31 protein-coding genes and 2 riboswitches are annotated in these 23,608 nt (G+C 37.7%); of the genes, 8 read left to right on the top strand and 23 right to left on the bottom strand.

Going from position 1 to position 23,608, the window contains the following annotated elements:
• Positions 1-74: 74 nt before the first annotated feature.
• Positions 75-166, bottom strand: a riboswitch (glycine riboswitch).
• Positions 167-169: 3 nt separating this feature from the next.
• Positions 170-260: riboswitch (glycine riboswitch) on the bottom strand.
• Positions 261-723: 463 nt separating this feature from the next.
• Positions 724-2,355, top strand: a complete 1,632-nt coding sequence (locus tag AC4G3O_RS04780) for a DEAD/DEAH box helicase (protein ID WP_139892644.1) — start codon at positions 724-726, stop codon at positions 2,353-2,355.
• Complete coding sequence (locus AC4G3O_RS04785) at positions 2,333-3,127, top strand: YqhG family protein (RefSeq protein WP_066105044.1); 795 nt, start codon at positions 2,333-2,335, stop codon at positions 3,125-3,127. Before AC4G3O_RS04780 ends, AC4G3O_RS04785 begins: the two co-directional genes overlap by 23 nt.
• Before the next feature lie 145 nt (positions 3,128-3,272).
• Here the strand turns inward: AC4G3O_RS04785 and AC4G3O_RS04790 are convergent, their stop codons facing one another.
• The 9 genes from AC4G3O_RS04790 to comGA all read right to left on the bottom strand — a co-directional run bounded on the left by AC4G3O_RS04790 (position 3,273) and on the right by comGA (position 8,008).
• On the bottom strand, positions 3,273-3,452 hold the full coding sequence (locus tag AC4G3O_RS04790; RefSeq protein ID WP_066105047.1) for a YqzE family protein: 180 nt from the start codon (positions 3,450-3,452) through the stop codon (positions 3,273-3,275).
• 68 nt (positions 3,453-3,520) lie between these two features.
• Complete coding sequence (locus tag AC4G3O_RS04795) at positions 3,521-4,024, bottom strand: shikimate kinase (protein WP_066105050.1); 504 nt, start codon at positions 4,022-4,024, stop codon at positions 3,521-3,523.
• 17 nt (positions 4,025-4,041) lie between these two features.
• Positions 4,042-4,455, bottom strand: coding sequence for a competence type IV pilus minor pilin ComGG (locus AC4G3O_RS04800; RefSeq protein ID WP_066105051.1), 414 nt, complete (start codon positions 4,453-4,455; stop codon positions 4,042-4,044).
• Positions 4,412-4,900, bottom strand: coding sequence for a competence type IV pilus minor pilin ComGF (gene comGF, locus AC4G3O_RS04805; RefSeq protein ID WP_077248063.1), 489 nt, complete (start codon positions 4,898-4,900; stop codon positions 4,412-4,414). The genes AC4G3O_RS04800 and comGF overlap by 44 nt, the downstream gene beginning before the upstream one ends.
• Complete coding sequence (locus AC4G3O_RS04810) at positions 4,836-5,129, bottom strand: hypothetical protein (RefSeq protein WP_066105056.1); 294 nt, start codon at positions 5,127-5,129, stop codon at positions 4,836-4,838. Before AC4G3O_RS04810 ends, comGF begins: the two co-directional genes overlap by 65 nt.
• 19 nt (positions 5,130-5,148) lie before the next feature.
• Complete coding sequence (gene comGD / locus AC4G3O_RS04815) at positions 5,149-5,592, bottom strand: competence type IV pilus minor pilin ComGD (RefSeq protein WP_066105059.1); 444 nt, start codon at positions 5,590-5,592, stop codon at positions 5,149-5,151.
• 2 nt (positions 5,593-5,594) lie between these two features.
• Positions 5,595-5,903 carry a competence type IV pilus major pilin ComGC gene (gene comGC, locus AC4G3O_RS04820; protein ID WP_066105062.1) on the bottom strand — a complete coding sequence of 103 codons (309 nt, stop codon included), beginning with the start codon at positions 5,901-5,903 and terminating at the stop codon, positions 5,595-5,597.
• A 13-nt stretch (positions 5,904-5,916) separates the two neighbouring features.
• Positions 5,917-6,957 carry a competence type IV pilus assembly protein ComGB gene (gene comGB, locus AC4G3O_RS04825; RefSeq protein ID WP_180350004.1) on the bottom strand — a complete coding sequence of 347 codons (1,041 nt, stop codon included), beginning with the start codon at positions 6,955-6,957 and terminating at the stop codon, positions 5,917-5,919.
• On the bottom strand, positions 6,947-8,008 hold the full coding sequence (comGA, locus tag AC4G3O_RS04830) for a competence type IV pilus ATPase ComGA (RefSeq protein WP_066105067.1): 1,062 nt from the start codon (positions 8,006-8,008) through the stop codon (positions 6,947-6,949). The genes comGB and comGA overlap by 11 nt, the downstream gene beginning before the upstream one ends.
• A gap of 341 nt (positions 8,009-8,349) precedes the next feature.
• On the opposite strand from comGA, the gene AC4G3O_RS04835 reads away from it, so the two are divergent.
• Together AC4G3O_RS04835 and AC4G3O_RS04840 are read left to right on the top strand one after the other, a co-directional pair.
• Positions 8,350-9,057, top strand: a complete 708-nt coding sequence (locus tag AC4G3O_RS04835) for a helix-turn-helix transcriptional regulator (RefSeq protein ID WP_066105070.1) — start codon at positions 8,350-8,352, stop codon at positions 9,055-9,057.
• Positions 9,058-9,158: 101 nt separating this feature from the next.
• Positions 9,159-9,401, top strand: coding sequence for a DUF2626 domain-containing protein (locus tag AC4G3O_RS04840; protein WP_066105073.1), 243 nt, complete (start codon positions 9,159-9,161; stop codon positions 9,399-9,401).
• Between the two features lie 32 nt (positions 9,402-9,433).
• Here the strand turns inward: AC4G3O_RS04840 and AC4G3O_RS04845 are convergent, their stop codons facing one another.
• Positions 9,434-10,510, bottom strand: coding sequence for a class I SAM-dependent methyltransferase (locus tag AC4G3O_RS04845; RefSeq protein WP_491135894.1), 1,077 nt, complete (start codon positions 10,508-10,510; stop codon positions 9,434-9,436).
• A 164-nt stretch (positions 10,511-10,674) separates the two neighbouring features.
• Positions 10,675-11,307, bottom strand: coding sequence for an MBL fold metallo-hydrolase (locus tag AC4G3O_RS04850; protein ID WP_066105078.1), 633 nt, complete (start codon positions 11,305-11,307; stop codon positions 10,675-10,677).
• Positions 11,308-11,527: 220 nt separating this feature from the next.
• Here AC4G3O_RS04850 and AC4G3O_RS04855 point away from each other — a divergent pair, with 220 nt between their 5' ends.
• Entirely contained in the window at positions 11,528-11,701 is a 174-nt protein-coding gene (locus tag AC4G3O_RS04855) for a DUF2759 domain-containing protein (protein ID WP_066105081.1), read from the top strand.
• An 80-nt stretch (positions 11,702-11,781) separates the two neighbouring features.
• Here AC4G3O_RS04855 and AC4G3O_RS04860 read toward each other — a convergent pair whose 3' ends face one another.
• The 5 genes from AC4G3O_RS04860 to AC4G3O_RS04880 form a co-directional block, all read right to left on the bottom strand.
• Complete coding sequence (locus AC4G3O_RS04860; protein WP_491135895.1) at positions 11,782-12,972, bottom strand: M14 family metallopeptidase; 1,191 nt, start codon at positions 12,970-12,972, stop codon at positions 11,782-11,784.
• A gap of 521 nt (positions 12,973-13,493) precedes the next feature.
• Entirely contained in the window at positions 13,494-14,543 is a 1,050-nt protein-coding gene (locus AC4G3O_RS04865; RefSeq protein WP_491135896.1) for a DUF2332 domain-containing protein, read from the bottom strand.
• A 65-nt stretch (positions 14,544-14,608) separates the two neighbouring features.
• On the bottom strand, positions 14,609-15,052 hold the full coding sequence (locus tag AC4G3O_RS04870) for an NUDIX hydrolase (RefSeq protein WP_491135897.1): 444 nt from the start codon (positions 15,050-15,052) through the stop codon (positions 14,609-14,611).
• 195 nt (positions 15,053-15,247) lie between these two features.
• Entirely contained in the window at positions 15,248-16,222 is a 975-nt protein-coding gene (locus tag AC4G3O_RS04875) for an ROK family glucokinase (protein ID WP_491135898.1), read from the bottom strand.
• A gap of 6 nt (positions 16,223-16,228) precedes the next feature.
• Positions 16,229-16,456 (bottom strand): YqgQ family protein, encoded by a 228-nt coding sequence (locus AC4G3O_RS04880; protein ID WP_066105666.1) that lies wholly within the window; start codon positions 16,454-16,456, stop codon positions 16,229-16,231.
• A gap of 223 nt (positions 16,457-16,679) precedes the next feature.
• Between AC4G3O_RS04880 and AC4G3O_RS04885 the strand changes: the two genes are divergently transcribed.
• Entirely contained in the window at positions 16,680-17,555 is an 876-nt protein-coding gene (locus tag AC4G3O_RS04885; RefSeq protein ID WP_066105093.1) for a hypothetical protein, read from the top strand.
• Positions 17,556-17,565: 10 nt separating this feature from the next.
• On the opposite strand, the gene AC4G3O_RS04890 is transcribed toward AC4G3O_RS04885, so the two are convergent.
• From AC4G3O_RS04890 to AC4G3O_RS04920, 7 genes are all read right to left on the bottom strand, one after another.
• Positions 17,566-19,101, bottom strand: a complete 1,536-nt coding sequence (locus AC4G3O_RS04890; protein WP_139892552.1) for a rhomboid family intramembrane serine protease — start codon at positions 19,099-19,101, stop codon at positions 17,566-17,568.
• An 84-nt stretch (positions 19,102-19,185) separates the two neighbouring features.
• Positions 19,186-19,341, bottom strand: a complete 156-nt coding sequence (gene yqgO, locus AC4G3O_RS04895) for a protein YqgO (RefSeq protein ID WP_175354273.1) — start codon at positions 19,339-19,341, stop codon at positions 19,186-19,188.
• A gap of 59 nt (positions 19,342-19,400) precedes the next feature.
• The gene (locus AC4G3O_RS04900) at positions 19,401-20,357 is read right to left on the bottom strand and encodes an L-lactate dehydrogenase (RefSeq protein WP_066105102.1); all 957 of its coding nucleotides are present in this window, start codon (positions 20,355-20,357) and stop codon (positions 19,401-19,403) included.
• A gap of 50 nt (positions 20,358-20,407) precedes the next feature.
• A complete protein-coding gene (locus AC4G3O_RS04905) occupies positions 20,408-21,196 on the bottom strand; it encodes a DUF92 domain-containing protein (protein WP_077248066.1) in 789 nt (262 codons plus the stop codon).
• Positions 21,189-21,752: a 5-formyltetrahydrofolate cyclo-ligase gene (locus AC4G3O_RS04910; protein ID WP_066105107.1), complete on the bottom strand. Its 564-nt coding sequence runs from the start codon at positions 21,750-21,752 to the stop codon at positions 21,189-21,191. The genes AC4G3O_RS04905 and AC4G3O_RS04910 overlap by 8 nt, the downstream gene beginning before the upstream one ends.
• A 67-nt stretch (positions 21,753-21,819) precedes the next feature.
• A complete protein-coding gene (gene rpmG, locus AC4G3O_RS04915) occupies positions 21,820-21,969 on the bottom strand; it encodes a 50S ribosomal protein L33 (RefSeq protein ID WP_066105110.1) in 150 nt (49 codons plus the stop codon).
• A 63-nt stretch (positions 21,970-22,032) separates the two neighbouring features.
• Entirely contained in the window at positions 22,033-22,602 is a 570-nt protein-coding gene (locus tag AC4G3O_RS04920; protein ID WP_066105112.1) for a hypothetical protein, read from the bottom strand.
• A gap of 223 nt (positions 22,603-22,825) precedes the next feature.
• On the opposite strand from AC4G3O_RS04920, the gene AC4G3O_RS04925 reads away from it, so the two are divergent.
• Together AC4G3O_RS04925 and AC4G3O_RS04930 are read left to right on the top strand one after the other, a co-directional pair.
• Positions 22,826-23,188, top strand: a complete 363-nt coding sequence (locus tag AC4G3O_RS04925) for a hypothetical protein (RefSeq protein WP_491089832.1) — start codon at positions 22,826-22,828, stop codon at positions 23,186-23,188.
• Positions 23,185-23,502, top strand: coding sequence for a hypothetical protein (locus tag AC4G3O_RS04930; RefSeq protein ID WP_491135899.1), 318 nt, complete (start codon positions 23,185-23,187; stop codon positions 23,500-23,502). Before AC4G3O_RS04925 ends, AC4G3O_RS04930 begins: the two co-directional genes overlap by 4 nt.
• The last annotated feature ends 106 nt before the right edge of the window (positions 23,503-23,608 follow it).

Genomic DNA, 23,608 nt, shown 5'->3' on the forward strand with positions numbered 1-23,608 from the left:
CCACATTTGACCGAAGCGATATATCCTTCAGCGATCCACGAAAAAAAGGACAGAAACCTCCCTTATTAGGGGGGCTCTGTCCTGATACCTGAAAGTTTACCGCCGGGTAACGTACTTCGGCGTTTCCTCTTGGGTGGCTTCACAATAAAGGAAGCGCTCTCCAGAGATGCGTCCAGCAAGAGTCTCTGTACCTGAGAGATTCATGGATTCACCATTTGCTCCTTCGGTGCCGCAAATACGGTCTCTCCCCTTGCCTTCATTCGCTCATATAATTATGTAAATTGGTCATACTAAACAAAAAGCAAGAGATAAGCCGTTTTCTAAATAGTCTTACATTTATATCCTACCATCAACAATTATCAGGTGGCAACATTTACGTTATCTCGATGAATGATTGGAAACTAAAAAAATATCAGTAACACCTCAGCTTTATTGGGGCAAAAAAATTGTTTAGGCGTCACTGAATAAATTCCTTATAATTTTCTGCCATCCGCATAAAGCATTTAATCAGATTTTAGCCGGAGATTAAACTCCTACTATTGTTTAGAAATTAATGACACCACCTATACCTATATAAGGTAAGAGAATTCTATTGAATTTAGTTAAATTACAATCAAGCATTTATCTAACTAGCTTAAATAAAGAAAGTTGGGATTCACATTGAGTTTAACACCAAAGGTCTATTTTGATGAAGATTGGGAAAAGGAGCTTGAGGAAAAGATTATGGAGGATGGCCCCTGGTGCAGCTACTCCCTTTTTAAACTCGGATTGGATGCCGAAAAGCATAATCTGATTCCAGATTTCAACGGCCTCCTTGCACCAAAGCATTTATCAGGATTTACACCTTTAACCCATCAGCTCGAAGCTGCTACCGAAGTCATTGAAAGAATGAATGGTAAAGCCATATTAGCTGATGAAGTAGGTCTTGGTAAAACAATAGAGGCCGGTCTGATCTTAAAGGAATATATGATTCGGGGCCTGGCAAGCAAAATACTAATACTAGTCCCAGCCTCTCTCGTATCTCAATGGGCACAGGAGCTTAATCAGAAGTTTCACATACCAGCTGTCATATACAGAAAGGGGTATGGGTGGGATTCTGAATGTATAATCACTTCCATAGATACTGCTAAACGAGAGCCTCATCGTTCTGCCATACTCGAACAAACCTATGACATTGTCATCATAGATGAGGCTCACAAGTTAAAAAACAATAAAACCAAAAACTATGAGTTTGTACAAAAAGTCCAGAGAAAGTTCTGTCTACTGTTAACGGCAACCCCTATTCAAAACAAGCTAGAAGAAATTTTTTATCTTGTATCATTGCTTAAGCCAGGGCATTTAGGAAGCTATGCCAAATTTAATGAACGCTTTTCTGCTAAGAAACGTTCATTAAAGGATGATGCTTATTTAAAAGAATTGGTTAATATGGTGATGATTCGAAATAAACGCCAGGATACCGGCATTGAGTGGACAAAAAGAAAGGTTGAAACAATTTTTATAGATTTCACCGAAAAGGAACAGGATCTATATGATGGAGTTTCTTCATTTAGGAAAGAATTGCCGGAGGGTATCGGGAGTACATTTTCTTCTTTAATCCTTCAGCGTGAGGCATGCAGCAGCAGGGAAGCCGTCTACTTTACGTTAAAAAATATGCTCGATCGAAACCCGGATGCCGGACTAAGCTTTAAGGAAGCCATACATAACCTTATCAACCTGGTCGAACTGGTTGATTGCAATTCAAAAGCGAAAAAAGCGCTTGAATTGATTCATTCTATAAAAGATAAGGTTATCATTTTTACCGAGTATCGAGCCACGCAATTATATTTGCAGTGGTTTCTTAAGCAAAATGGAATCACTTCTGTTCCATTCCGCGGCGGATTTAAACGTAGTAAGAAGGACTGGATGAAAGAACTGTTCGAAAAACAAGCACAAGTCTTAATTGCTACAGAAGCAGGTGGAGAAGGAATTAACCTGCAGTTTTGCCATCATATTATAAACTTTGATTTACCTTGGAATCCGATGCGACTGGAACAAAGAATCGGCCGAATTCACAGACTTGGACAAACAGAAGATGTCAGAATCTATAATTTTGCGACCAGGAATACCATTGAGGATCATATTATGAAAATTCTCTACGAAAAAATTCAATTATTTGAACGTGTCGTTGGGGAACTTGATGATATTCTAACGAGGCTGGAGGTTAAGAATCTTGAAGAGCATTTAACTGACATCCTCAATAAATCAAAAACAGAGGGTGAGATGAAGGTTAAAATGGATAATCTCACGTCTTTAATACAGCTTGCTCAAGATCTAAAAAAGGAGATGCCTTCACATGCAGCAACAGGAAATTCTTGAGTTTCTCGTTCAATTTTTCACAGCCAATCAATGCGAAATCATCAATCAAGGGCCAGGTCATCTAACTGTGCAGTTGACAATTGATATGGATAAAGAACTGATGAACCGACCTTTTTATTGGCATTATCTCGAGAAAGTTGGCGGAGTGCCTAATCCGATGAGCTTAACGTTTATCCTCGACAAAGAGGCAGCTCCTCCTGATTTAAAAGGGGAATTCATACATTTCGGATCCCCTCGCCTGCACCAAATATTCGCATCTGCCCAAAGACTATCGAAGCATATCCGCTTATTTGAGGAGATTAAAGTGACTAGTGGTCAGATGCCTTTATTTCCTTGGTTAGGTGTAAATGTTAATATCTCCTATGAATGCGACCGAAAAAAGGATTTATTCTTTTCAATAGGATTGAACCTGATTAACGGTCTTTTCGTTGAAAATTTCATTGATTCAGCTGATAAACTGTCGCTTACACCTAAAATATCTGATTATACATTTACCCTTACACCAATTATTCGGTATCAAAGCGGATTGCATCGTATCAAAACTTATATCCAAAATAAAATTAATCAGGATGACCATGGGTGGGCTGATGAGGCTCTCGTGCGCTGGAATAAAGATTTGAGTTTACTGAACCATTTTTATGAGGATAAAAAAGAAGAGGAAACTCACATGTATGACCTTGAAAAAGAAGCATTACGAATGCAATATGAACCCAGAATCCGTGTCAGCTTCATAAATGGCGGCCTTTTTTATCTTAGCGGTCAGGCTATCTAAAAGAGGTATTTAAAGTTAAGGCTGAATTCTCGCATCAACTAAACAATAGTTTAGAATAAAGCTTAATCTTTGATGAAGATATAAAAATGAATACAAAAAAGCAGTGGGTTGCAAAAAAATCCACTGCTTTTTTAAAGAAACTTTATTACGCCTTACGTTTAAAGAGCATTTCAATTGATAACGGAATGATTCCGAACCAATGGTTCATTAATGGCGGCCGATCATCTCTATGATGACGGCGTTGCTCTTTACGTACTTCCTTTGGCTGCTTCATATACACTAACCACTGAATTGTTAAAAATTTTATATAATCATTTGTTTTCATCGACATTCACCCATCAGAAGTATCTCCATTTATCATGGATGTTATTCATTAATTTCTAAAAAAGATGGCTAGTTTATGGTGATTTTCATTAATATCTCTTCTGTAATCTCCATTTTTGTTTTTCTGTCCGTATGAACCTGTAAATCAGCAGCTAACTTATATAGGTTAACCCTCTTTTGATAAAGCTGCACTATTTGTTCCTCTTTATTTCCGGACAATAAAGGGCGTGATGAGTCAGTCTCGAGCCTTTTTATGATTTCTGTCGGATTGGCATGGAGCCAAATAACGGTTCCCTTTTCCTTCATATATTTCCGGTTGTCTTCCCTAAGAATGATACCCCCGCCTGTCGCAATGATACAATTTTCGATAGGTAATGATTGCAACGCCTGCTGTTCTAGGTCCCTGAATCCATCTTCACCTACTTCATCAAAGAGCTGCGGAATCGACCTTCCTGTACGTTCAACCACCGTCTGATCACTATCATAAAAGGGACAACGCATTTTTTCAGCGAGAGCCCTACCCACAGTCGTTTTCCCAGCTCCCATAAATCCAATTAAATAAATGGCTTTCATCTCGCTCCCCCTAACTCCTAACTATCTATCCATTTCACTACTTTCTTTGCTTCAATTGAGTACGTAATCGTCTCCCGTCTCACCGTATGATCAGTCTGAATATCCAATGAGATCTCATAGAACCCTCTCTCAAGCGGTTTTATATGATAGCCTATTCTTCCATTATAATAAATCCATTCCCCTTTTGTCTCAGGAACACTATCATCATCAAGCATTAAGATTGCAGCATGTGTACCCGTATCACCCAGATAGGTGGTAATTAACCATTCGGTTTGATACTTATGATAATTCACTTCCTGAGCCATATTTCCTATCGAATACATACAAATGATAAAAATAACCGAAAAAAACAATAAAGCAACAGGCATAAATATTCCACGTTCATTTTTAAGAAGGTTCAAATTTGTATCGTTTGAACAGCCGTTTTTCATACATATCACCATTTATAAGAGTCACAGATATGATCAGTGACTCTCCTTCTTTTTTAACATGAAAGCTCTTAATATCTTGAAGGACCATTTCATGCCCAGCGCCATCCACTCGCCTTCTTACCATATTGTTATAGACTTCATATGTTATTTCTTCTCCACTTTTATCAAGTAAAAGGACATTGCTTTTAGGTACTCCAAAGTCTTTTGTCTTTTGAAATTCTCGTTCCAATTGACGTATAAAGATATTCCATTCCATCCTTGTATTTGTGTTCGTATCCCTGACATGCCAGTCTGTTATACTGGCAAGTGCACTCGTCATAAAGACACTTAATAACGAAAATAAACCAAGAGCAAATAATATCTCTACCAAAGTAAAGCCATCATCTTTCAGGCAGCTTTTCATACACTTTCTGTAATTTATCCTTTGAGTTGCTATACTCTGCATAATAAACGTTCCCTTCAAGATAAAAAGTATAGGCTTTCCCCTCAATCTCTGCTTGTCCAGTAAACAGTGGACGGCCGTTTATCTGATATTCATTTAAATTTTCAAACAATCTATTAAGAGCGGCTTCCTCCATTCTTAAGTCATTCTTTAGCGTAATGCTTTCCATATATGCCGGAAGCAATAAACAGCAGCATAAGATAAGTATTCCAAACGAAATCAGCAGGTCCAAGATAGCATATCCATGCTCTTTATACTTTTGATATATAAAATCTCCCCCTCCCTAATTGAAAGACAAGCTTGTATATCGTTTTACCATTTTTATCGGTTAAATAGATTGTTGTTGGATTTTGGATATTTCCTGCTGGAATATAGGTAATTGGCACATTGCCAACTTTTTTAAACTTGATTGATTCGGCCTTCTGAGTCGAAATAATATGACTGTTTGTTTTGTATGAGTAAGCTGAATATTCATTTTGGTCAGTTACAAATCTTAGTAAGACATACGTGTTATTTTCCATTGCATAGACCTGAGCATAGTAAATATCCTTCTCCAGTTGATTTAAAAATGCTTGCTGTTCATATGTTTCAAACATTTTACTTGTAACCGCACTTGCTATAGTCAGCATTAACGTCAGACATCCAAGTACAATCAACACCTCTACTAACGTAAACCCTTCTTCGTTCTTTTCCATTTTTATTGTCCCTGAAGAGTTACAGTCCCATCATCCGAAATCACCGCGGTTTTTCCTTCCGGACATTTAACATCCTCTTTTAAAAAACCAGAAGAGATAAGCTTCTCCATCGTCGGAAGCGTATCTTCCTTTAATTTATAGGCTTGTACCTGTCCCTCAACCATCTTTACGAATGCCTCGCATCCCTTACTATTAACTGCTTCCTGGTTTTTCATTACATTGGGTACTGTAATAATCAATAGAACTGATATAACCAGCATGACAATCAACATCTCAATCAAGGTAAAACCTTGTTCATTTTTGTATTTCATCAAAAACACCTTCCTATATCGTATTCATCAATGAAATCATTGGCATTAATATTGCCAAATACAGAAGGATCACTAAAATGGCAACAAGGCCAAACATTAATGGTTGAACCACCTTTATATATTTTTCAGTCTGCATCTCCATCTCATTTAACAGATATCTGCTGTAGTAAAGAAGTTCTTCTCCTAATAAACTATTTTTTTGCCCATGGCTGATTACTCGCTCAAAATCATTCATAAAAATTGTGAGATTCCCACTAATGCTTTCTAATGAATCTCCCTCCTGAAGACTTTTAATCATGTGATGGGTTATTTCCTTAACTAAACTTTTTGGATCCTGCTGACTCATAATCGTTAACGCATCAATAATCGAAATACCACCCTTTAATAATGAGCCCAGCTGCATAGAAAAATAATACGTTGTGGAAAGCTTTCTAAAAGAACGCAGGAACGGAATTTTATTCATCAGTAATTCCTGTTTTATTTTGGATAGTTTTTTTAAATAATAGTGGTATATAAACAAATGCATGGTTAGGAGCACAATGATAAAAAATGGAAGATTGTTAACGAGGGTTGCCAGTAAAACGGATAACTTTAAGAATATATTTGATTCCTGCCCTGCGCCCTGATACATACTTGAGAATTTTGGCAACAAATAATTTGTAAATACTTGCAGCAAGGTAAATGTAAAAACAAGTAGGAAGACTGGGTAATACAATAAATTTTTTAGTTTTGCGCGATCCTCACTTTTCTTAAGCCATATTTCGCCTCCATTCTGCAAGGATTTGGATAGCTGTCCGTGTTTTTCACCGTAGGATACTAAACCAACGAGCTCTTGTTCAAAATCGAGCCATTCTAAAAAGTCCCTAAAAGTATGGCCATCTTTCAATAGTTCCAATGCATCCTTAATTTCTTCTCGATACTTCTTTTTTCCATGAATAAGAGAAAATTCAATACCCTCATAAAGAGTAAAGCCATTCTCCAATAAATCGCCCAATTCCTGAAGAAATCTCGCCTGATCCCTGCAAGACCATCGGGACTTTAGATTACTCCTCATGCACCCACCTCTCATACTCTTTTTGATCCACAAATCCATAGGCAACAGCCTTGCTGATGAGAGAAGATAATTCCGGATAATGAAAGTTCACATCATCTCCCTCCATCTCTGCCCAAACCTTCGCCAATTCATTGCCATAAATCATTTCATGCACACTTACCCGCCCTCTGCTCTTTTCCATAAGGCAGTACGGTGAGCATTCACCCTTACAAAAAGGACAGTGCAATTCCAATAATCTTTGGGAGGTTACACCTAAAAGAGTTTGCTTTGCCTCCTCCTTGTCTATCCCAAATTCCAAAAGCCTTCTAACTGCACCCAATACATCACTGGCATGCATCGTAGTTAAGATTAAGTGGCCTGTTAAAGCGGCGCGCACCGCTATTCTGGCCGTTTCAGCATCCCTGATTTCTCCAATCATGATAATATCGGGATCGTGGCGCAGGGCAGCTTTCAAGCCTACTGAATAACTGATACCGGCTTTTTCATTAATCTGGACTTGAATGGCATCATCGGACTGATGTTCAACAGGATCTTCCAGTGTAATAATATTTCGGTTAACGGTATTTTTGGCATGATGGAGCATGGAATATAAAGTTGTAGTTTTACCACTTCCAGTCGGTCCACAGATGATCATTAATCCATGGGAATGTTTAAGCATGGAAATTAACGTAGTTGACATTTTTGGAAATAAGGAGATTTCTTCGATTGGGAGAGTTTGTAAACTTGGAATAATACGAATGACGAGAGATTCAGAGTATGGGGTAGGCAAGGTGGATAATCGGAGACCAATCCATTTATTTGAAACAAACATCGTTAAGGCCCCTGACTGAGGACGTCTTTTTTCTCCTATATCCATGCCGGCCATAAATTTAAAATGAGAGATGAGTCGTTGGGCCCTGTCTCTTTGGTAACTGCCTTCTGAAAATAAGCGATTGTGAATCCGATAGTAAAGATGGGTTTTCTTGCGTTGGGGAACAATGTGGATATCTGAGGCTTTGAATTTTACTGCTTCTGTTACAACTTTTTCAGCTAACTTATCGATGGTGAGCAATTCTCGTTTCACCTCCTTATATGTTACTCTCTTATGTTATTAGACATTAATTTTTCAATCCCTGCTGGCATAACGAAAGTTTCAAAATCTGTCACAATTCGTCGTTAATTTGGGTAATTTTTCATAATCATGAAATATTTCATCCCTTTTATTCTGTTAACATATTTACAGATTAATTTTAAAATTAAGATAGTAATATATACATGTTAAATATTGATTTATCAAAATGTGGCTAAATTACAACATATGTTTCCAAAGAGTCAGAATAGCCAAGAACAGCATATCAATGCTTGATTGACTGTATTATAATGGAACTATTAAGGAGCGCGAGGTGGACCACAATGGACCAAACATTAAAAATTACCAATGTATTATCAGATCCGACCAGATACTATATTTATCAGCATATAGCTAAAAGGCACAGCGAGGTGACGGTACAGGAAATTGCGGATATATTTGAGATTCACCCCAATGTTGCGCGTTTACATTTAACAAAGCTCGAAGATGTAAATATGCTTGTTTCTGAAACTAAGAAAACAGGAAAAGGTGGAAGACCAAGCAGATTATATAGATTATCAGATGATGTCATACAATTAAACTTCCCTTACCGCGATTACCAACTGCTTGCAAAAATAGCCCTTCAGACAATGTTCTCACTGGGAGAAGCAGGTAAGGAAGCGTTATTCAATACCGGAAGATTATTTGGGAAAGATTTGGCTGAACAGCATATGAAAGGAATTGGAGAAAGTCAGGACAGCCTGTCTTTCGACCACAAACTCTCTATCATAAAAGATGCATCGACTACTGCTGGATTCTATCCGGAATTCATAACAGCTGAGGATCATTCAACCATTTTCTTTAGAATACACAACTGTCCTTTTAAAGAGATTGCCTTTGAGCAAAAAGAAGCCGTATGCGGAATGCATTATGAGTTTTTACGCGGTATGTTCAGCGTCCTTTTTGATTCAATCGAATTAATAGAAGAGGAAAATATGTTTGATCATGCAGGTTGCCAAGCTTGCACATACAAGATGCTTGCCGGAAATTAATCACACAATTCAGTCATCCTATTTTAAGATAGTTTACATTCTTTAACAATATCCTTATAATAGTAGTGATGGAATTATAAGGGGATAAGGGAGGTTAAGGAATGGACAGAATGTTCAGAGTATGTGGTTTCTGGACTGGAATTATGGCAGTCATGTTCTTTGTTGGCGGTATGCATACTACATCACTCATCTTTTTCGGTCAAACTGGTTTCTTTGTTATTTTAAGCTATTTAAAATTGTCTGAAAGAATGTACTTATATGTTTTCGGTGCTTATTTAACAGTTTTCTTTGCAGGGTTCACCTATTGGACAACGTTCATGATGACTCCTGGAGCGGGACATTAATTTACAGTAAAACCTTGATTGAGCTGGAGCAATCAAGGTTTTTTTATATTCTTAGATTGAACTAAAACACTGAAACTATCACTAATCCAGTCTCCCAGAACTAACTGTTTGATTTGTCTGTTGCGCCTGGCGACAGGAGAAAAAGGATCTGCATCCGCATGTGGAACCAGCTCATCCAATATCCCTTCCTCTAATAAAAATGACTGTTGTCCTCCCCAGTACTCTAGATCAAGCCCTCTTCTCTTCCCTTCACATTTAAGCAATGAAAAATTGACGGTACTCGTTATATCTGTTTCTCCTGGATTTTCGAGAATTGAGCCGATTAATTGATGGTCCTTAAATCCTCTTAAGGTACCATTTTTACGGGCAGGTATATACAAATCCTCCGCATCCATTCCATAATCTATCGTCATGAGATATCCACTCTTCATTTTATCGACAATTTGCTCGTAGGCAACCATCATTGGGCATGGCACCTCTATACGATAAATAAACTCCGGGATATTCAACTTCTCTATAACGGCTAAAATCATCTGATTATTGAGATCTCTGGTCGTTTCAAATAGCTCTCCATTCTTTACTGTGACGCCCGCTTCTTTCCACTGATTCTTATCTTTAATCAAAACAAGAACTGGAAAAGCATCAAAAAATTCATTTGAAAAAATGAAACCTTCTATTAGTGGCATATCCTTGATAGAATCTAACAAACGAATTCTATCATCCTTTGCCGCCGTATCTAAAATCAATTCTCGATGATAGGAACTGGATTCAACAATATAATAAATTGCATTAGATGCCAGCTCTGGGTTGTACAGTTCCAATCCTCTCAAAAAATCACATGCCATCTTCCCGGTGCCGCCGCCAAGCTCACATATAGCGGGAGGCAGGTCAGATTCAATTAGCTTCCTTCCTGCCCATTTACCTATAAATTCACCAAAGACAGGGGACATACTCACCGAAGTATAGAAATCACCGCTACTTCCAATTTTATCTTTTCTCCGTTGGTAATAGCCATATTCAGGATGATACAATGCCAACTCTATATATTTGTCATACGGTAAAAATAAATCTTCTGTTTCCTCAATGGACCGAATGATTATGTCTTTCATAAATCCACCTAATTTTATAAATATTTCCACAATAGGCGTTGACATCACATTATCCCTATTGTAAATTTATGGTACAGATTAAAATGGCCCCTCCCATTTTATAGGAAATACCCCCTGACCCTCCTTATCTAATTGTTAAGGAGGGTCTACAATTAGTACACCTCTTACCTTAAAAATGGATTATGATTCATCTCATCTTCAATGATGGTTTCCGGCCCATGTCCAGATAAACAAAGCGTATCTTTTGGAAGAGTTAATAATTTTTTATGAAGACTATCCATTAGCTGTTGATGATTTCCACCAGGTAAATCGGTCCGGCCTATACTCATATGAAATAATGCATCCCCTGAAAATACAATCGCCTCGTCCTTATCATAATAAGAAACACTTCCTGGAGAATGTCCAGGTGTAAACAGTACATTAAATGTGAAATCCCCGATTTTTAGAATACCTTCCTCTGAAATTACATTTTCTGCGGGAGCAGCCTTAATCTCACCAAGTTGGAAAAATCGCGAACCGTTCAAAGCTGGATTTGTTAACCATTCTGTTTCTTTTTTGTGTACATAAACCGGAATACTAAATACTTCCCGTACCCTGTCCACTGCCCCTATATGGTCAAAATGAGCGTGAGTTAAAAGAACTGCAATTGGTTTCCATTTCTTTTCACGAATGATTTGAATCAGCTTTTCTGCTTCCTCGCCCGGGTCGATGATTAAACATTCACCATCCTGCTTGGCATATAAATAACAATTTGTTTGCAAAGGCCCTAAAGGAACTCTTTTCCATGTTTTCTTCATGTCTTTCCTCCTGAAGTCTCAGTTTAGTTTCTTTTATTTTACACAAGTGATGGTTTTGTATAAAGAGTCTTATACTGTATTGTTCCTATTCCTTCCAAATTGCCTATAATATCTCGACAAATAATCTAAAAAGAATTAAAATACTATTGAATGCATTTATTTTACAATTTAATGATTTATTGGGTTTTATTACTTAATAATTCCAGGGGAGGTAAATGAAATGGGATTGGTAATTATTTTTGGTTTAGTTGCCATTTTGGCTATTTTCGCATTAATCAGCGCCTTTAAAAACAAAAATTTCCTTGGTCTAGTATTCGCTTTGGGTACTGCCGTTGTATTTGGCTGGTTCGCCATCATGACCTTCATTAGAGATGGCTATCCTGCTGTACATTAATTAATTGTATACGTCATACATCTGAAAAAGAGGAATCCTTTAAACAGGATTCCTCTTTTTCGTTCACCAGCTCCTGTCTTCTATAAATAAAGACAAGCATTTAAAATTGGTTTTGTATCCCGATAAATTTGTTCAAATTGTGATAAAGGAAGTGGATTGATTCCTTTACCCAGCTCTAATGTAAATCCAGGCTTCTTGAACTGATCAATAAACCAATCCTTAAAGCCTGCATGGCTATCAATATAGCGAACGGCCTTGTAGCCAGATCTTGCGGTAAATTCCATAGCCATAACAGAGGTGATTTCCGGCTCTTTTTTCTCATATCCCCAGTAAAATTCTTCTCCCTGGGTGTGCAGAGAAACTACACGATCGAACCCTTCCTTCAGCACAAGTGCAACCAGTGATTTCACTTCACTTTCTGTTAATGGCTCGATTCCAGGAAAATCTCTTGCTGCTGGTTTTTTGGGCCGTTTTCTCTTTTTCTCAATCTCCCAGTTTGCCGGAAATTGATTATTTAAGTCAACTCCTCTAATATTCGCTTTCCAGCCTAAAAATTCTTTTCTTCCATCATTCATCCTAATTAAATCTTTTTTCATTTTTTCAGATGGACCATTTACTACTAAATCTACACCATCAGGATTCACCATCATAACAAGTGACAAATCACACTCCAGGAATAGCTCCAATGCTGAACATTCTCCTAAATTTGTCCCCGTTGTTAATGCCAGTAAATAATCATTCAGCCACTTCATTAAAACCAAGCTAGTAATCCATTCATTCGCATGCATCGAGGCATTCATATGGACTTTTTTCGGACCAATACCAATTCGCAGTTCCCAAATATCCTGGCCAAGTTCAGATTTCCCGATAGATTTCATCTGCAGGAAAGGATAGATGGTTGTAAGTATTTCCATGTCATTCATGCATTTACTTGATGAGTATGGACAAGTCTGATCCACAATACTATGTTGAATTTTCACAGGCAATCTAACAGATTGCTTCGGATTCTCTTCCATACTCTCCATTGAATTAGCTACCTGAATTCTTTCACGTTCTACAGGGTGTGTGATATCCAAGGACGATAACCTTTCCTCCCTTGTCCAATATCCAGGTATATGAACCATATCGCCAACAGATAGCTCATTATTACTAATATGTAAATTACATTCCCGTAAAAGTGCGATCGGTATAGAATACAAAACGGCCAATCTCGATAATAAGTCAGGCTTCTTTATGATGACTTCCATAGAATCACATCCTTTTCTACTCATTTTATGAATACTCCGATCAAAAAATACAGAAGCTAACAGATATTATGTATAGATTCGTAAAAAACAGCTTGATTATAGTTGCCTTTAACTGTATAAGCCTTTTTAGTATGCCATTTAGCGGGGTATGGGCTGGGGAAAGGCAGGGTGTAGATGGGGCATAGGTGTTTCATAGGTGGGGCATAGCTGCTTTCCTACACACTTCACCCACCTTTCAGGCACTTTTACCCCGGTATAGCTGGAGCATAGGTACTTCATAGGTGGGGCATAGCTGCTTTCCTACATACTTCACCCACCTTTCAGGCACCTTTACTACCCCGGCATATGGTTTGGTGCGGCTATCTCTGTCCTTTGACAAGTACCTCCTACATCCTCACTCAACTATCCAATTCAAACCGAATGAAAAACAGTTGGGTCAACGAAAAAAAAAGGCATTAACCCGTATTGGATTAATACCTAATTAATTGATTTAGTTAAAAATATCCCTTCAAAGAAAACAAATTCAAAAGGGCGAATTTCATTTCCTACTGACTAATTGTCCGCTCACTCTCCCATAACCATTTAAACCATCTGCCGTGCCCGTCGGTTTCTGCAATTGTATTTTTGTTAAGAATGCCATCCAAATAATAATCCAAATGCAAATATCTATCTTGAATATTATTATAAATATGAAAGACCTCTCTCTTCTTCCCAATATCCTCGATTGTTTCTAACAGATTCTTTTTCACATCCGTTGGCATTTGGTTAGCAACATGTGTATGAAAAATACAAACGGAATGATCCTCTGCGATATCCTGTATACAGTGAGGTAATAAATCAGCACCATCACCGTTTACTAATTTTACGGAACTCCCCCTCACATAGACTGCAGCTTTTTCAAACATTGACAACCGCTCCGTATGCTCGGGCCATATTAAGGATTTAAGCCACAATTTTTCATCCTCATCATTTAAATCAATCGTATGTAAATCCAAGCCAATCCTAGTTGAAACTGGCGGAGGTATGGAGGGAAGGTTTGGTACATTTTCTCCTTTTATTTCTGCTGAAATGGTAAGTTTAGATTCTGAATTCCCATAGGTATTCTCTTGCCCATATGTATATGAATAGCAATCCCAAAGAAGCTGTAATCCTGCACTTGTTCCAATTTCAATAAGTGCTAAAGGTTTCTTAGCTATCTCATAAGCAGCACAAAAGGCGGGGTATAGGTATGCACATCTTCGCACTTCATTGGTTTGAACCCGTCTCGATTTAAGAATAGAGTCAATCTCTTCTCGATAAGTAAAGCAAAAATCCCTAAAAGGTTCATACGAATCCATATATGGTTTCGGATACTCAACCAGGCTATGATAATACTCTTTTAGGGAATGTTCTTTACCCTTTAACAGGAGATAGTGGACAGCACCGAACAGAAGATTTGGTACTGGCTGACCCTCCTTCGCATTCATACCTATCTCTAAAAGCACTTCATCGCCGGCAATATTTATTGATAAATGCTCGTATAGCCTGCTGGAGCCTTTACATTCCCTTTCAGCAAAATTTATAAAGGTTTGAGAAAGAACACTACTATTAAACAAATGGACCCCCCTTTTTGAAACTAAATAATGACACCCGCTGTTTGGTCATGATTGGCTTAATCCTCCTATAGCTCGTGTACAACACCTGCTCGGTCCTTCCCATTAAATTCGACATAAAATGGCTGAATGCTCTCATCCAGACAATACTCGATTCTTTGTCTGAAATTATTCCAGGTTACCATTTCCAATGCCTCTGCTATGGGAAAAAAACCTACCTCTAAACTTTCAGGGCTGGTAGTGGGAGTACCCCCAATCGCCTTGCCCAAGAATAAGGTATTACAAATAGAAAGGTCTATATTTTGAAAAACACCACAAAATTTAGTCACTTCGATATCAATTCCCGATTCTTCCTTTGTTTCTCTTATGGCAGCATCTTTGAGTGACTCACCTTCTTCGACTTGTCCTCCAGGCATTTCCCACCCACGGTGCGGACCCTTTATTAACAAAATTTCTCCAGCTTCATTTAATACAATCGTTGCTGCAGACACAATATGCTTCGGTACACTCATCCCCAAACCCTCCATCATCTATTTCCATGCTATCCTCCCAACTAATTTCGACATATGGTTTTTGTTTTCCTTTATAAAAATTCGTGCAAACAAAAAAAGCACTTCAACAAATACATTGAAATGCTTATAATAAATTTATTAAATTCTATTAAGTACTCAACTAAGTACTCAACGTTTGCCTCAGCATGCGGACTCTTAAATCTCTTGTCCCAGCTGTTGCATGATTAAGCCCGCTGCGCCTATGACACCTGCATCATTACCAAGAGATGCAACTTTGATTTCAGTTGATTCTGAAACCCGCGGAAAAGCAAATTGCTTAAAGTATTTCTCAATTGGTTTTAAAATAATGTCTCCGGCTTTTGAAACACCACCACCGATTACGATGATGTCAGGGTTAATAATATTGCCCACATTGGCTGCTGCAAGTCCAAGATATTTAGCTACTTCATCGAGGACATCCAGACTTGCCTGGTCTCCACTTATAGCACAATCAACTACATCTTTAGAAGTGATCAACCCATTTTCGTTAAAAACAATCGAGAGGTCCGAATCTGGTTTCTCTTTAATCTTCTCTAACGCCAGCCTTACGATACCGGTAGCTGAGGCGATCGTTTCAACACAGCCTGTTTTCCCACAGTTACAAGGAGCTCCACCCTCTGGCTGAACCGTTATGTGACCGAGCTCACCAGCTGCCCCACTAATTCCATGCACCAAATGCTTATTAGTGATTACACCGCCACCCACACCAGTTCCGAGAGTGATACAGACTAAATCATTTGTACCTTTTCCTGCTCCCTTCCAAAACTCACCGAAGGATGCTACATTCGCATCGTTATCAACCACTGCAGGAATTCCTAATTCTTTTTCCAGCAACTCCTTTAAAGGAAAATCTCTCCAACCGATATTCACGGCCACATATATTGAACCGTTCTCAAAATTAACTGGACCAGGAGCACCCATTCCGACACCTACTAAATTACCATCCTGCCATTCTTCCAATTTTGCCCTGACAGATTTGCCGATGTCAGAAACGATATGCAGACCATTTTCTTCCGTTCTCGTTATGATTTCCCATTTATGTACAATGGTCCCTTCTTTATCTATAAAAGCAAGCTTAATCGTTGTACCGCCAATATCAATTCCCAGTAACCAATCTTGTTTCCCCAGCATATTGATTCACCTTTTCGATTGTTTTTGTTTTAGCTGTTGCTTTTCCTTCTCATACTCTATTTCTTGTTTCAAGATTAAAATTGCCGTTTGATAATCTCTGATTTCAATCAATTGAGAGTGAAATAGCTCTCTTAATTCTCCTGCCATCATCTCTAGATCAGCTAATCGATCACCCATGTATATGATGGTTCCAAACCTCTTTAAATATTGTTGAATTTCATATACGGATTTCATTTTTGTCACATTCCTTCCTGCTTCTTTAGTATATCTGAATTTAGTTGTTCTCCTCAAGATACTTTCTTTCTGTATTCCGTCAATTGTGACATTTATAAACAAAGCATATGTATTTAGAGTTACACATATATTGCTTAGGACAAAGCATCCGTCTATTTATCATTTGACATCCATTTAAGAATATATACGTAAGGCAATAATCTAAAGTGAGGAGAGAATCCTTTTGAAAAAATATATTGGTTACCTAATAGTCGGTTTAGTACTCATATTTACCTTTATGTGGTGGAAACAGCTTTATATACAAAGGGATATAGCTGTTATTAAATATTTTCCACTTAATCAAAAGGCTGCGTTTATTAAAACAACCTCTTCCCTTGTCATGCCTAAGCAGGAAAAAGATACAGAACAGTACGATGTTGCGTTATCGACTGAATCTATTTTAAATCAAACAAGTTATCTCAGACAGGATTTCTCACTTCTTTTTCAAAACGGTCGTTTAAAAGAGTTTACAAAGAAATGGGAGCAGAATACAGATCGAATATCCCAAAAGACAACCGTAAAAGCTCATGAATCTTCTTTATTTCAAGTGGTTACCATTCATTATGCTGAGATTCATACGGAAAACGACAAGATTACCAGCTCATTTAAATTAACTGATAGTAATCTGTTTGTCATTGCTTCACGTTATGGACCAACCAAATCATTTCATTCTCCTGAAACCGAGGAACAAAAGGAATGGGCCTTTACCCTGTCTTCTGTAAGTAATTCCAGGCTGACTAAAGTGCTCAATCGCTATACAGATAACAAAAAGATTGATATTACAAGGTATCACGTAGTTCCCCTGACACAGTTTTCGACTGAAGAAAAAAGATTATTAGCCGGATATTCAGAGCAAAAGCGTCTGGAGATTACGGAAAAGCTATGGGAAGCTTTTTATTCCATTTATGTTTCAGGAATAAAAAAACAGGATGGTACAGTCATAAATCCGATAGACAGTACCATCCCCTTGATTTTGCGTAAACAAGACTCAAACAAACTAATTATTCTTATTCAGGATAAATCAGGCAATATACATGAATATTATCAGCAGCTGCCTTAAAGTAAGATAACTATTCGGAATCAAGCTCATTCAGCGTTGTTTTATAATCTTCATTATCCGGTTCCTGATAAACTGCTATTTGGATATAATCTTTAGCTTTATCGATTTGTCCCAGTTGCCAGTAGAGCAGTCCAATATCATAATATGCTTCTGGAAACACTTCTTGCTGTTCAATGGCTTTTAGAAAATACGTCTCAGCCGCTTTCAGATCATATTGATGATACTTTATATATCCTGCTAAAAAATATGCTTCTGGAGCGTCTTCTTCCTTTAGATAGCCTTCGATAAGCTCATAGGCTTTGGCATATTCCTTAGAATTCACATATTCATGAGCAAGAGTGACATCATTATGATATTTATGGTCAGATTCATTTGATGAATACCCATATACTAAAGCTCCTATTGTTAACAAAACGGTCAGGAGCAGCGCACCCATTTGCACGGCAAGCTTAGGATTTTTCGGCAATCTGACAATCGCTGCTGCGAGGAATCCACCTATTAAACCGCCGATATGGCCGGCACTATCTATAGCATCTGCAGAGAATGTAATAACCAGGTTGATGGCCAAAATTACAATCACATTCCATCCCATTGTTCTGAAAAAGAGATTGGGGTGGAGTATACCAAACAATAGCAAGGCACCGAGTAAGCCAAATATCGCACCACTGGCACCGGCTGATAGATTGGGCATCAAAATAAAACTTGCTACCGAACCAATAAAGCCTGCAAAAAAGTAAATAACCAGAAATCTTAAGCTTCCATAAATACGCTCAACAATAACTCCGACAAAATACAAACTTAAGGTGTTCAGAATCAAGTGTGTAAATCCAATATGAAGAAAGATGGGTGTGAAGAATCTCCACCATTCCCCTTCCATAATCAATGGGTTATACTTTGCACCAAATTGGATGAGGGTTTCAGTGTTTGTACTTCCGCCACGCATCTCGAGTAAAATAAACACAAGAACTTGGATGGCCATTAACAAGTATGTAAAGATTGGTTTGCCATGGCTAAAGATTTGTTCATCTTGTTTCTGCTTTTGGTAAGAAGCAGCCAAAGCATCTTCTTTAAGATGGTTAATTTCATTTTCTTCTATAAACTCATAATCCCTGTTGACCACTTCCAACGGAAACCCCAGAAAGCTTTCCAATTCCGTCAAAGATTCTTCCATAGCCTCTGTTTGAAAAATCATGGTATCAATCGTAATTTTTGCACGACTTTCGTTTGAGTATCTTCCAAGGACATCCGAATAATCATCAACCGGAGCATATTGACTAACATAAATGGTTTTAACAGTTAGTTCCTTCCTGGAAAGAAACCTACGAATCTTCTCTGCATTCTGCAGTACAAGATTTCGGTCACGCTTCATATTATTGGACCAATCCAAATCTTCTCTTTTTATACGGATTAGGGGATCTATCCGACTCGACTGATTTTCAAGCCATATTTCTTGCTGATCAGTGGATGCAGATATAAATCGATACCCTTTTTTCGTAATCAATTGATTGATAAAGGACCAATAGATATATTCTTCTTTAAAACTCACGGATTCCCCTACTTTCTCTCCCTAAAAAGTTTCTATATCTATTTTATCATTACGTAAGAGGAACAGAAATAATTCCTCTGGTCATTATGTTTGATCTTGCACAGTTTTAAAAATTGGCAATTCCATTAGAACGGCTATAAGGATGTTGCGCAGTACTTGATTCTTCATAATGGAAGACCTCTTTTGAAACACTATATACCCTATTATGCCAGATACGAAAATAATTAAGAATTTATTCATGTAAAAATCCCTCCTGTATTACCATATAGTTTGGTGAACAGGAGGGATTTTTATTCTACTTATAGTAACTGATCAAGAATTGGATTCATCGTTTCTTTTAATACTTTAACAGAATGTGAAAATTTCTCTTGCTCATCATCTGATAATTTCAGTTCGAGGATATCAGAAATTCCTTCACGGTTTACTATCGCAGGGACACCTACATACACATCTTCTTGTCCGTACTCCCCATCTAGGAAGGTTGACACTGTCAAAATGCTGTTTTCATTCTGAAGGATGGCTTTTGTAATACGAACCAGACCCATGGCAATTCCATAGAATGTTGCACCTTTTCGATTAATGATTTCATAAGCTGCATCACGTACATTAATAAAAATCTTATCCAAATCTTCCATGGAATGATTAGGTTTATCTTTAATCAGTTCGTTCATATTCTTTCCGCCTACATTGGCATGGCTCCATACAGGTAATTCTGTATCCCCATGTTCTCCAATGATATAGGCATGGACATTTCGAGGATCCACTTCAAAATAATCGCTTAACATAAATCGAAATCTGGCCGTATCAAGAATCGTACCAGAGCCAAGTACGCGATGTTTAGGAAGACCTGAAAATTTCCATGTTGCATATGTAAGGATATCAACTGGGTTCGCAGCCACAAGAAAGATCCCATTAAATCCATTAGCCATAATTTCTCCAACAATGGATTTAAAGATTTTCATATTTTTTTCAACTAAATCTAAGCGTGTTTCACCAGGCTTCTGATTCGCTCCTGCAGTTAGAACGATAATGTCTGCATCTTTACAGTCTGAATAATCTCCGAACCAAATTTTCGTTCTATTCGGTGCAAATGGAGTTCCATGATTCAAGTCCATTGCATCGCCTTCTGCTTTATCCTTATTTAAATCAATTAAAACAAATTCTTCAGCAATTCCCTGATTTAACATAGCGAATGCATAGCTGCTTCCAACAAAACCTGTACCAACAAGGACAACACGATTTACATTCTTTTTCATTAACAAAAACCACCTTTTCACACTGCATACAAGCTCTTTATACCCTAGTATTATGTGATACTATACCAAGTTATTATACAAAAAATAGTGCTTATCAGAATTGAGCTTAGATTTACAGTTTCGTTATTAATCCAGTTAATTCCTTTCCTTTTAACAGTCCGTGTATTGCAGTGCACTTTTTTCTCCGTATGAACCGAACAAACTGGGCATATATATTCGACTTGCAGGAAAGCCCCCAGTAAGGTATCCAGAATACTGCCCAGAAATCCGAATGCACTCAGTAGGAGAATTGTTGAAAATGACAGATTAAACAGTATACCTGCTATTACTGCAATGAATATGGAGCCAAACAGCCCGGCCAGAGTTCCATGGACTGAGACTGCCCCTGAAGTACCCCGTTCACATCTTTTCAAACTGATTATATGGATTGGGTCAGATTTACTCAATACTCCAAGTTCAGATGACCATGTATCAGAAGTAGCTGCTGAAATTGATACGATAAAGGAAATTAACCAAATATCAGAACCGTCAGATATAAAATAAAGTAAAGAACTTATACCAGCAGGACCGCCATTTACTGCTACCTGGGCCCAATTTCGTCTGCTTCCGTTTGCTAATTTTTTATCAATACTCTGCTTAATTCTTTTTTTATAACTGGAAAACAGACTAGATGAGGAAAAAAACAAACCAATTAGTAGTAAACCTTCCCATCCAAGTCCTATAACAATTAAAGCTCCCAAAAGAAATGCTGCGAGAGCACCGGATTTACTCAGAGCTTTAAGCCGATATGCCCCGTAGGAGCCGACAGCAACAGCGCCGTAAATAATTAAGTTACCCACAATTTATTACCCCTTGTTCTGTGAATAGATAGTCGACAGGGATGTCGAACTCTTCTGTATGGATATCATCTCTTATTTGCATCATAAACGCCAGCGAAAGTTTGATTCCATAAAATGATGCCAAATAACGATCATAATAGCCGCCGCCAAATCCAATCCGATATCCAGTTGTTGAGAATAGGAGTCCCGGAACTACCATTATATCGATTTGGTCGGATTCTATCTTTTGTGTTTTATCCGGTCTGGGCTCTTTTAAACCACTATAAACTGACTCAAGTATCGTATTTGGACGATAGTCATAAAATTCCATATGCTTTGTGTGTGGATAGCATTTTGGAATCACGATATTCTTTTTCTCTTTCCACGCTCTCTCGATAATCTCTTTCGTTTCAATCTCAGGATGCCGAGAAATTGTGATTCCGATTGTCTTTGCATTCTTCCATATGTCATGACTAAATAAGTATTCAACAATTTTAGATGTATATGTATCCCGCTCGTATGACGGAAATTCCGCTAATAAACTCCGATAAGTCGATCTTAATTCTCCCTTTAACATTGCGTTAAATCCCCTTAAATTCTATATAATCCCAAAAAAAAACAACAGGAGAGAACCTCCTGTTGTTTTATTTTGTTTCGCGGTGTGCAGTTGTACGCTTCTCTCTTGGGCAATATTTTTTAAGCTCAAGACGATCAGGATTATTACGTTTATTTTTTGTGCTGATATAATTACGCTCACCGCACTCTGTGCAAGCTAAAGTAATGTTTACACGCATGTGAGTCCCTCCAGTTCATTCAAAACTTCATTTTATACGACTTTTCTATAATATCACCTTTCACTAATAAATGCTAGTCTGATTTTTGACCAAGTAATCAAACAGCATGACTTCCTCTTTATTCTTGCCTGTAATTATCCAATTAGAAACCCCCATTTTCACTCCGGGCTCCACTAGAAGCTTGTACATCGTTGTACAGACAACTAGACCTCTGGCTAAAGGAGAGTGGATAATTTGGCCATTTTCCATTAATTCGTACACCGCTTTTTTATGTTTTCGTTCCATTATCGATATAGATGCACAATCATTTCCATTTAATAAGCTTATCGTATTCTTACCATATAAATAGATTAAAGAATCCGCAGGACTATAAAAACTTGCTGATACTTCACTAAAGGCCTCATGAACAAAAAATATCTTAATTTCAAGTGGTCGATCCCCATCATTTTTGCAGACTACATCTACTCTATCGAAATAATCATTATTTGTTAACTGTACTGCAGCAGATATCCCCTCTTGATCTTGATCGTTTTTGCACCAAAGATAGGGTACGATTAATCCGGATTTATCATCAACAAGCCTTTTACAGCTGGCTTTTTTAGTACTTTTATTTAAAGAGTCTAACTGGTCCATGCGGTACCACCCCTTTCATTTATCTTACCTGCTTTAGCGAGCCACTAATATCTTCCATTAAATCCTAACACTCCCTGAACTAGATGACAATGAACGCATATTGTCGAAGAACCACTACCTACTTCCAAATTATGAGCAACACTTCCTTTTTCATATATTTTTACCAAAATCCAGTGAAAATTGTTGTACAATAGGGATTGTAATTTAATTTGGGAGGGTATTCATGATAATCATTTTGATTTGTTTATTTTCTCTATCTGCCTTACTGTTCTTACTATCGTTATTTTATAAAGGACAGGAAACTAAAGTAGAAAAAGAGATTGAACAGCTTTCATTAGAGCATGTACAAGAAATGTATATAATTAAAAAACGAATTCGTGCACTTGAGGAGGAAATCCTGCACGAGGAATCGTTTTCGGAGGTATCTTTTTTAACTAATTCCTCGCCCATACACGAGGTTATTCAAAATCAGGTCATTCATTTGTACAAACAAGGATTATCGATTGAACAAATTTCCAGGCAATCTGCATTATCAAACAATGAGGTAATTAGGATCCTTGAAAGTCAGGGAGGCGATCTTCATTGAACCGACTATACATATCTGGAGCAGCTGCAGGTATTTTTTTAGCCACAAGCGTATTTACGGCATATTATCTTGCCACAGATGAATCAGCAGCTAAAAAGGTGCCCCTTTCAAGCGAGGACGCTCAAAAAACTCTACAGGAGGATGGTTATCATGTTTTATCAAAAAGTGAGTGGGATGACTATCAAAAGAACCTTCAATCTATTAATCAACTAAAAACAGAAAATCAACAAAGTAATAAAGAAGAAACTGTAGCCATTAGATTATCGATTAAGCCTGGAATGGCTTCCGACGAGATTATCAGCAGGAGCGCGTGATTGAAGATACCGATAAGTTTTCTACCTACTTGAATAATCGGGATCTCACAAAAAAGATTCAGACTGGGACCTATACAGTTTATAAAAACATGGACTATGCTGCCTT

The organism is Bacillus sp. z14 (2026), assembly GCF_058313575.1.

Bases quoted from the DNA above. Each gene is read 5' to 3' on its own strand.
- AC4G3O_RS04780 (WP_139892644.1), top strand. From the start codon at position 724: ATGGAGGATGGCCCCTGGTGCAGCTACTCCCTTTTTAAACTCGGATTG.
- AC4G3O_RS04785 (WP_066105044.1), top strand. From the start codon at position 2,333: ATGCAGCAACAGGAAATTCTTGAGTTTCTCGTTCAATTTTTCACAGCC.
- AC4G3O_RS04790 (WP_066105047.1), bottom strand. From the start codon at position 3,452: ATGAAAACAAATGATTATATAAAATTTTTAACAATTCAGTGGTTAGTG.
- AC4G3O_RS04795 (WP_066105050.1), bottom strand. From the start codon at position 4,024: ATGAAAGCCATTTATTTAATTGGATTTATGGGAGCTGGGAAAACGACT.
- AC4G3O_RS04800 (WP_066105051.1), bottom strand. From the start codon at position 4,455: ATGAAAAACGGCTGTTCAAACGATACAAATTTGAACCTTCTTAAAAAT.
- comGF (WP_077248063.1), bottom strand. From the start codon at position 4,900: ATGCAGAGTATAGCAACTCAAAGGATAAATTACAGAAAGTGTATGAAA.
- comGD (WP_066105059.1), bottom strand. From the start codon at position 5,592: ATGGAAAAGAACGAAGAAGGGTTTACGTTAGTAGAGGTGTTGATTGTA.
- comGC (WP_066105062.1), bottom strand. From the start codon at position 5,903: ATGAAATACAAAAATGAACAAGGTTTTACCTTGATTGAGATGTTGATT.
- comGB (WP_180350004.1), bottom strand. From the start codon at position 6,957: ATGAGGAGTAATCTAAAGTCCCGATGGTCTTGCAGGGATCAGGCGAGA.
- AC4G3O_RS04835 (WP_066105070.1), top strand. From the start codon at position 8,350: ATGGACCAAACATTAAAAATTACCAATGTATTATCAGATCCGACCAGA.
- AC4G3O_RS04840 (WP_066105073.1), top strand. From the start codon at position 9,159: ATGGACAGAATGTTCAGAGTATGTGGTTTCTGGACTGGAATTATGGCA.
- AC4G3O_RS04845 (WP_491135894.1), bottom strand. From the start codon at position 10,510: ATGAAAGACATAATCATTCGGTCCATTGAGGAAACAGAAGATTTATTT.
- AC4G3O_RS04850 (WP_066105078.1), bottom strand. From the start codon at position 11,307: ATGAAGAAAACATGGAAAAGAGTTCCTTTAGGGCCTTTGCAAACAAAT.
- AC4G3O_RS04855 (WP_066105081.1), top strand. From the start codon at position 11,528: ATGGGATTGGTAATTATTTTTGGTTTAGTTGCCATTTTGGCTATTTTC.
- AC4G3O_RS04860 (WP_491135895.1), bottom strand. From the start codon at position 12,972: ATGAGTAGAAAAGGATGTGATTCTATGGAAGTCATCATAAAGAAGCCT.
- AC4G3O_RS04870 (WP_491135897.1), bottom strand. From the start codon at position 15,052: ATGAGTGTACCGAAGCATATTGTGTCTGCAGCAACGATTGTATTAAAT.
- AC4G3O_RS04875 (WP_491135898.1), bottom strand. From the start codon at position 16,222: ATGCTGGGGAAACAAGATTGGTTACTGGGAATTGATATTGGCGGTACA.
- AC4G3O_RS04880 (WP_066105666.1), bottom strand. From the start codon at position 16,456: ATGAAATCCGTATATGAAATTCAACAATATTTAAAGAGGTTTGGAACC.
- yqgO (WP_175354273.1), bottom strand. From the start codon at position 19,341: ATGAATAAATTCTTAATTATTTTCGTATCTGGCATAATAGGGTATATA.
- AC4G3O_RS04900 (WP_066105102.1), bottom strand. From the start codon at position 20,357: ATGAAAAAGAATGTAAATCGTGTTGTCCTTGTTGGTACAGGTTTTGTT.
- AC4G3O_RS04910 (WP_066105107.1), bottom strand. From the start codon at position 21,752: ATGTTAAAGGGAGAATTAAGATCGACTTATCGGAGTTTATTAGCGGAA.
- rpmG (WP_066105110.1), bottom strand. From the start codon at position 21,969: ATGCGTGTAAACATTACTTTAGCTTGCACAGAGTGCGGTGAGCGTAAT.
- AC4G3O_RS04920 (WP_066105112.1), bottom strand. From the start codon at position 22,602: ATGGACCAGTTAGACTCTTTAAATAAAAGTACTAAAAAAGCCAGCTGT.
- AC4G3O_RS04925 (WP_491089832.1), top strand. From the start codon at position 22,826: ATGATAATCATTTTGATTTGTTTATTTTCTCTATCTGCCTTACTGTTC.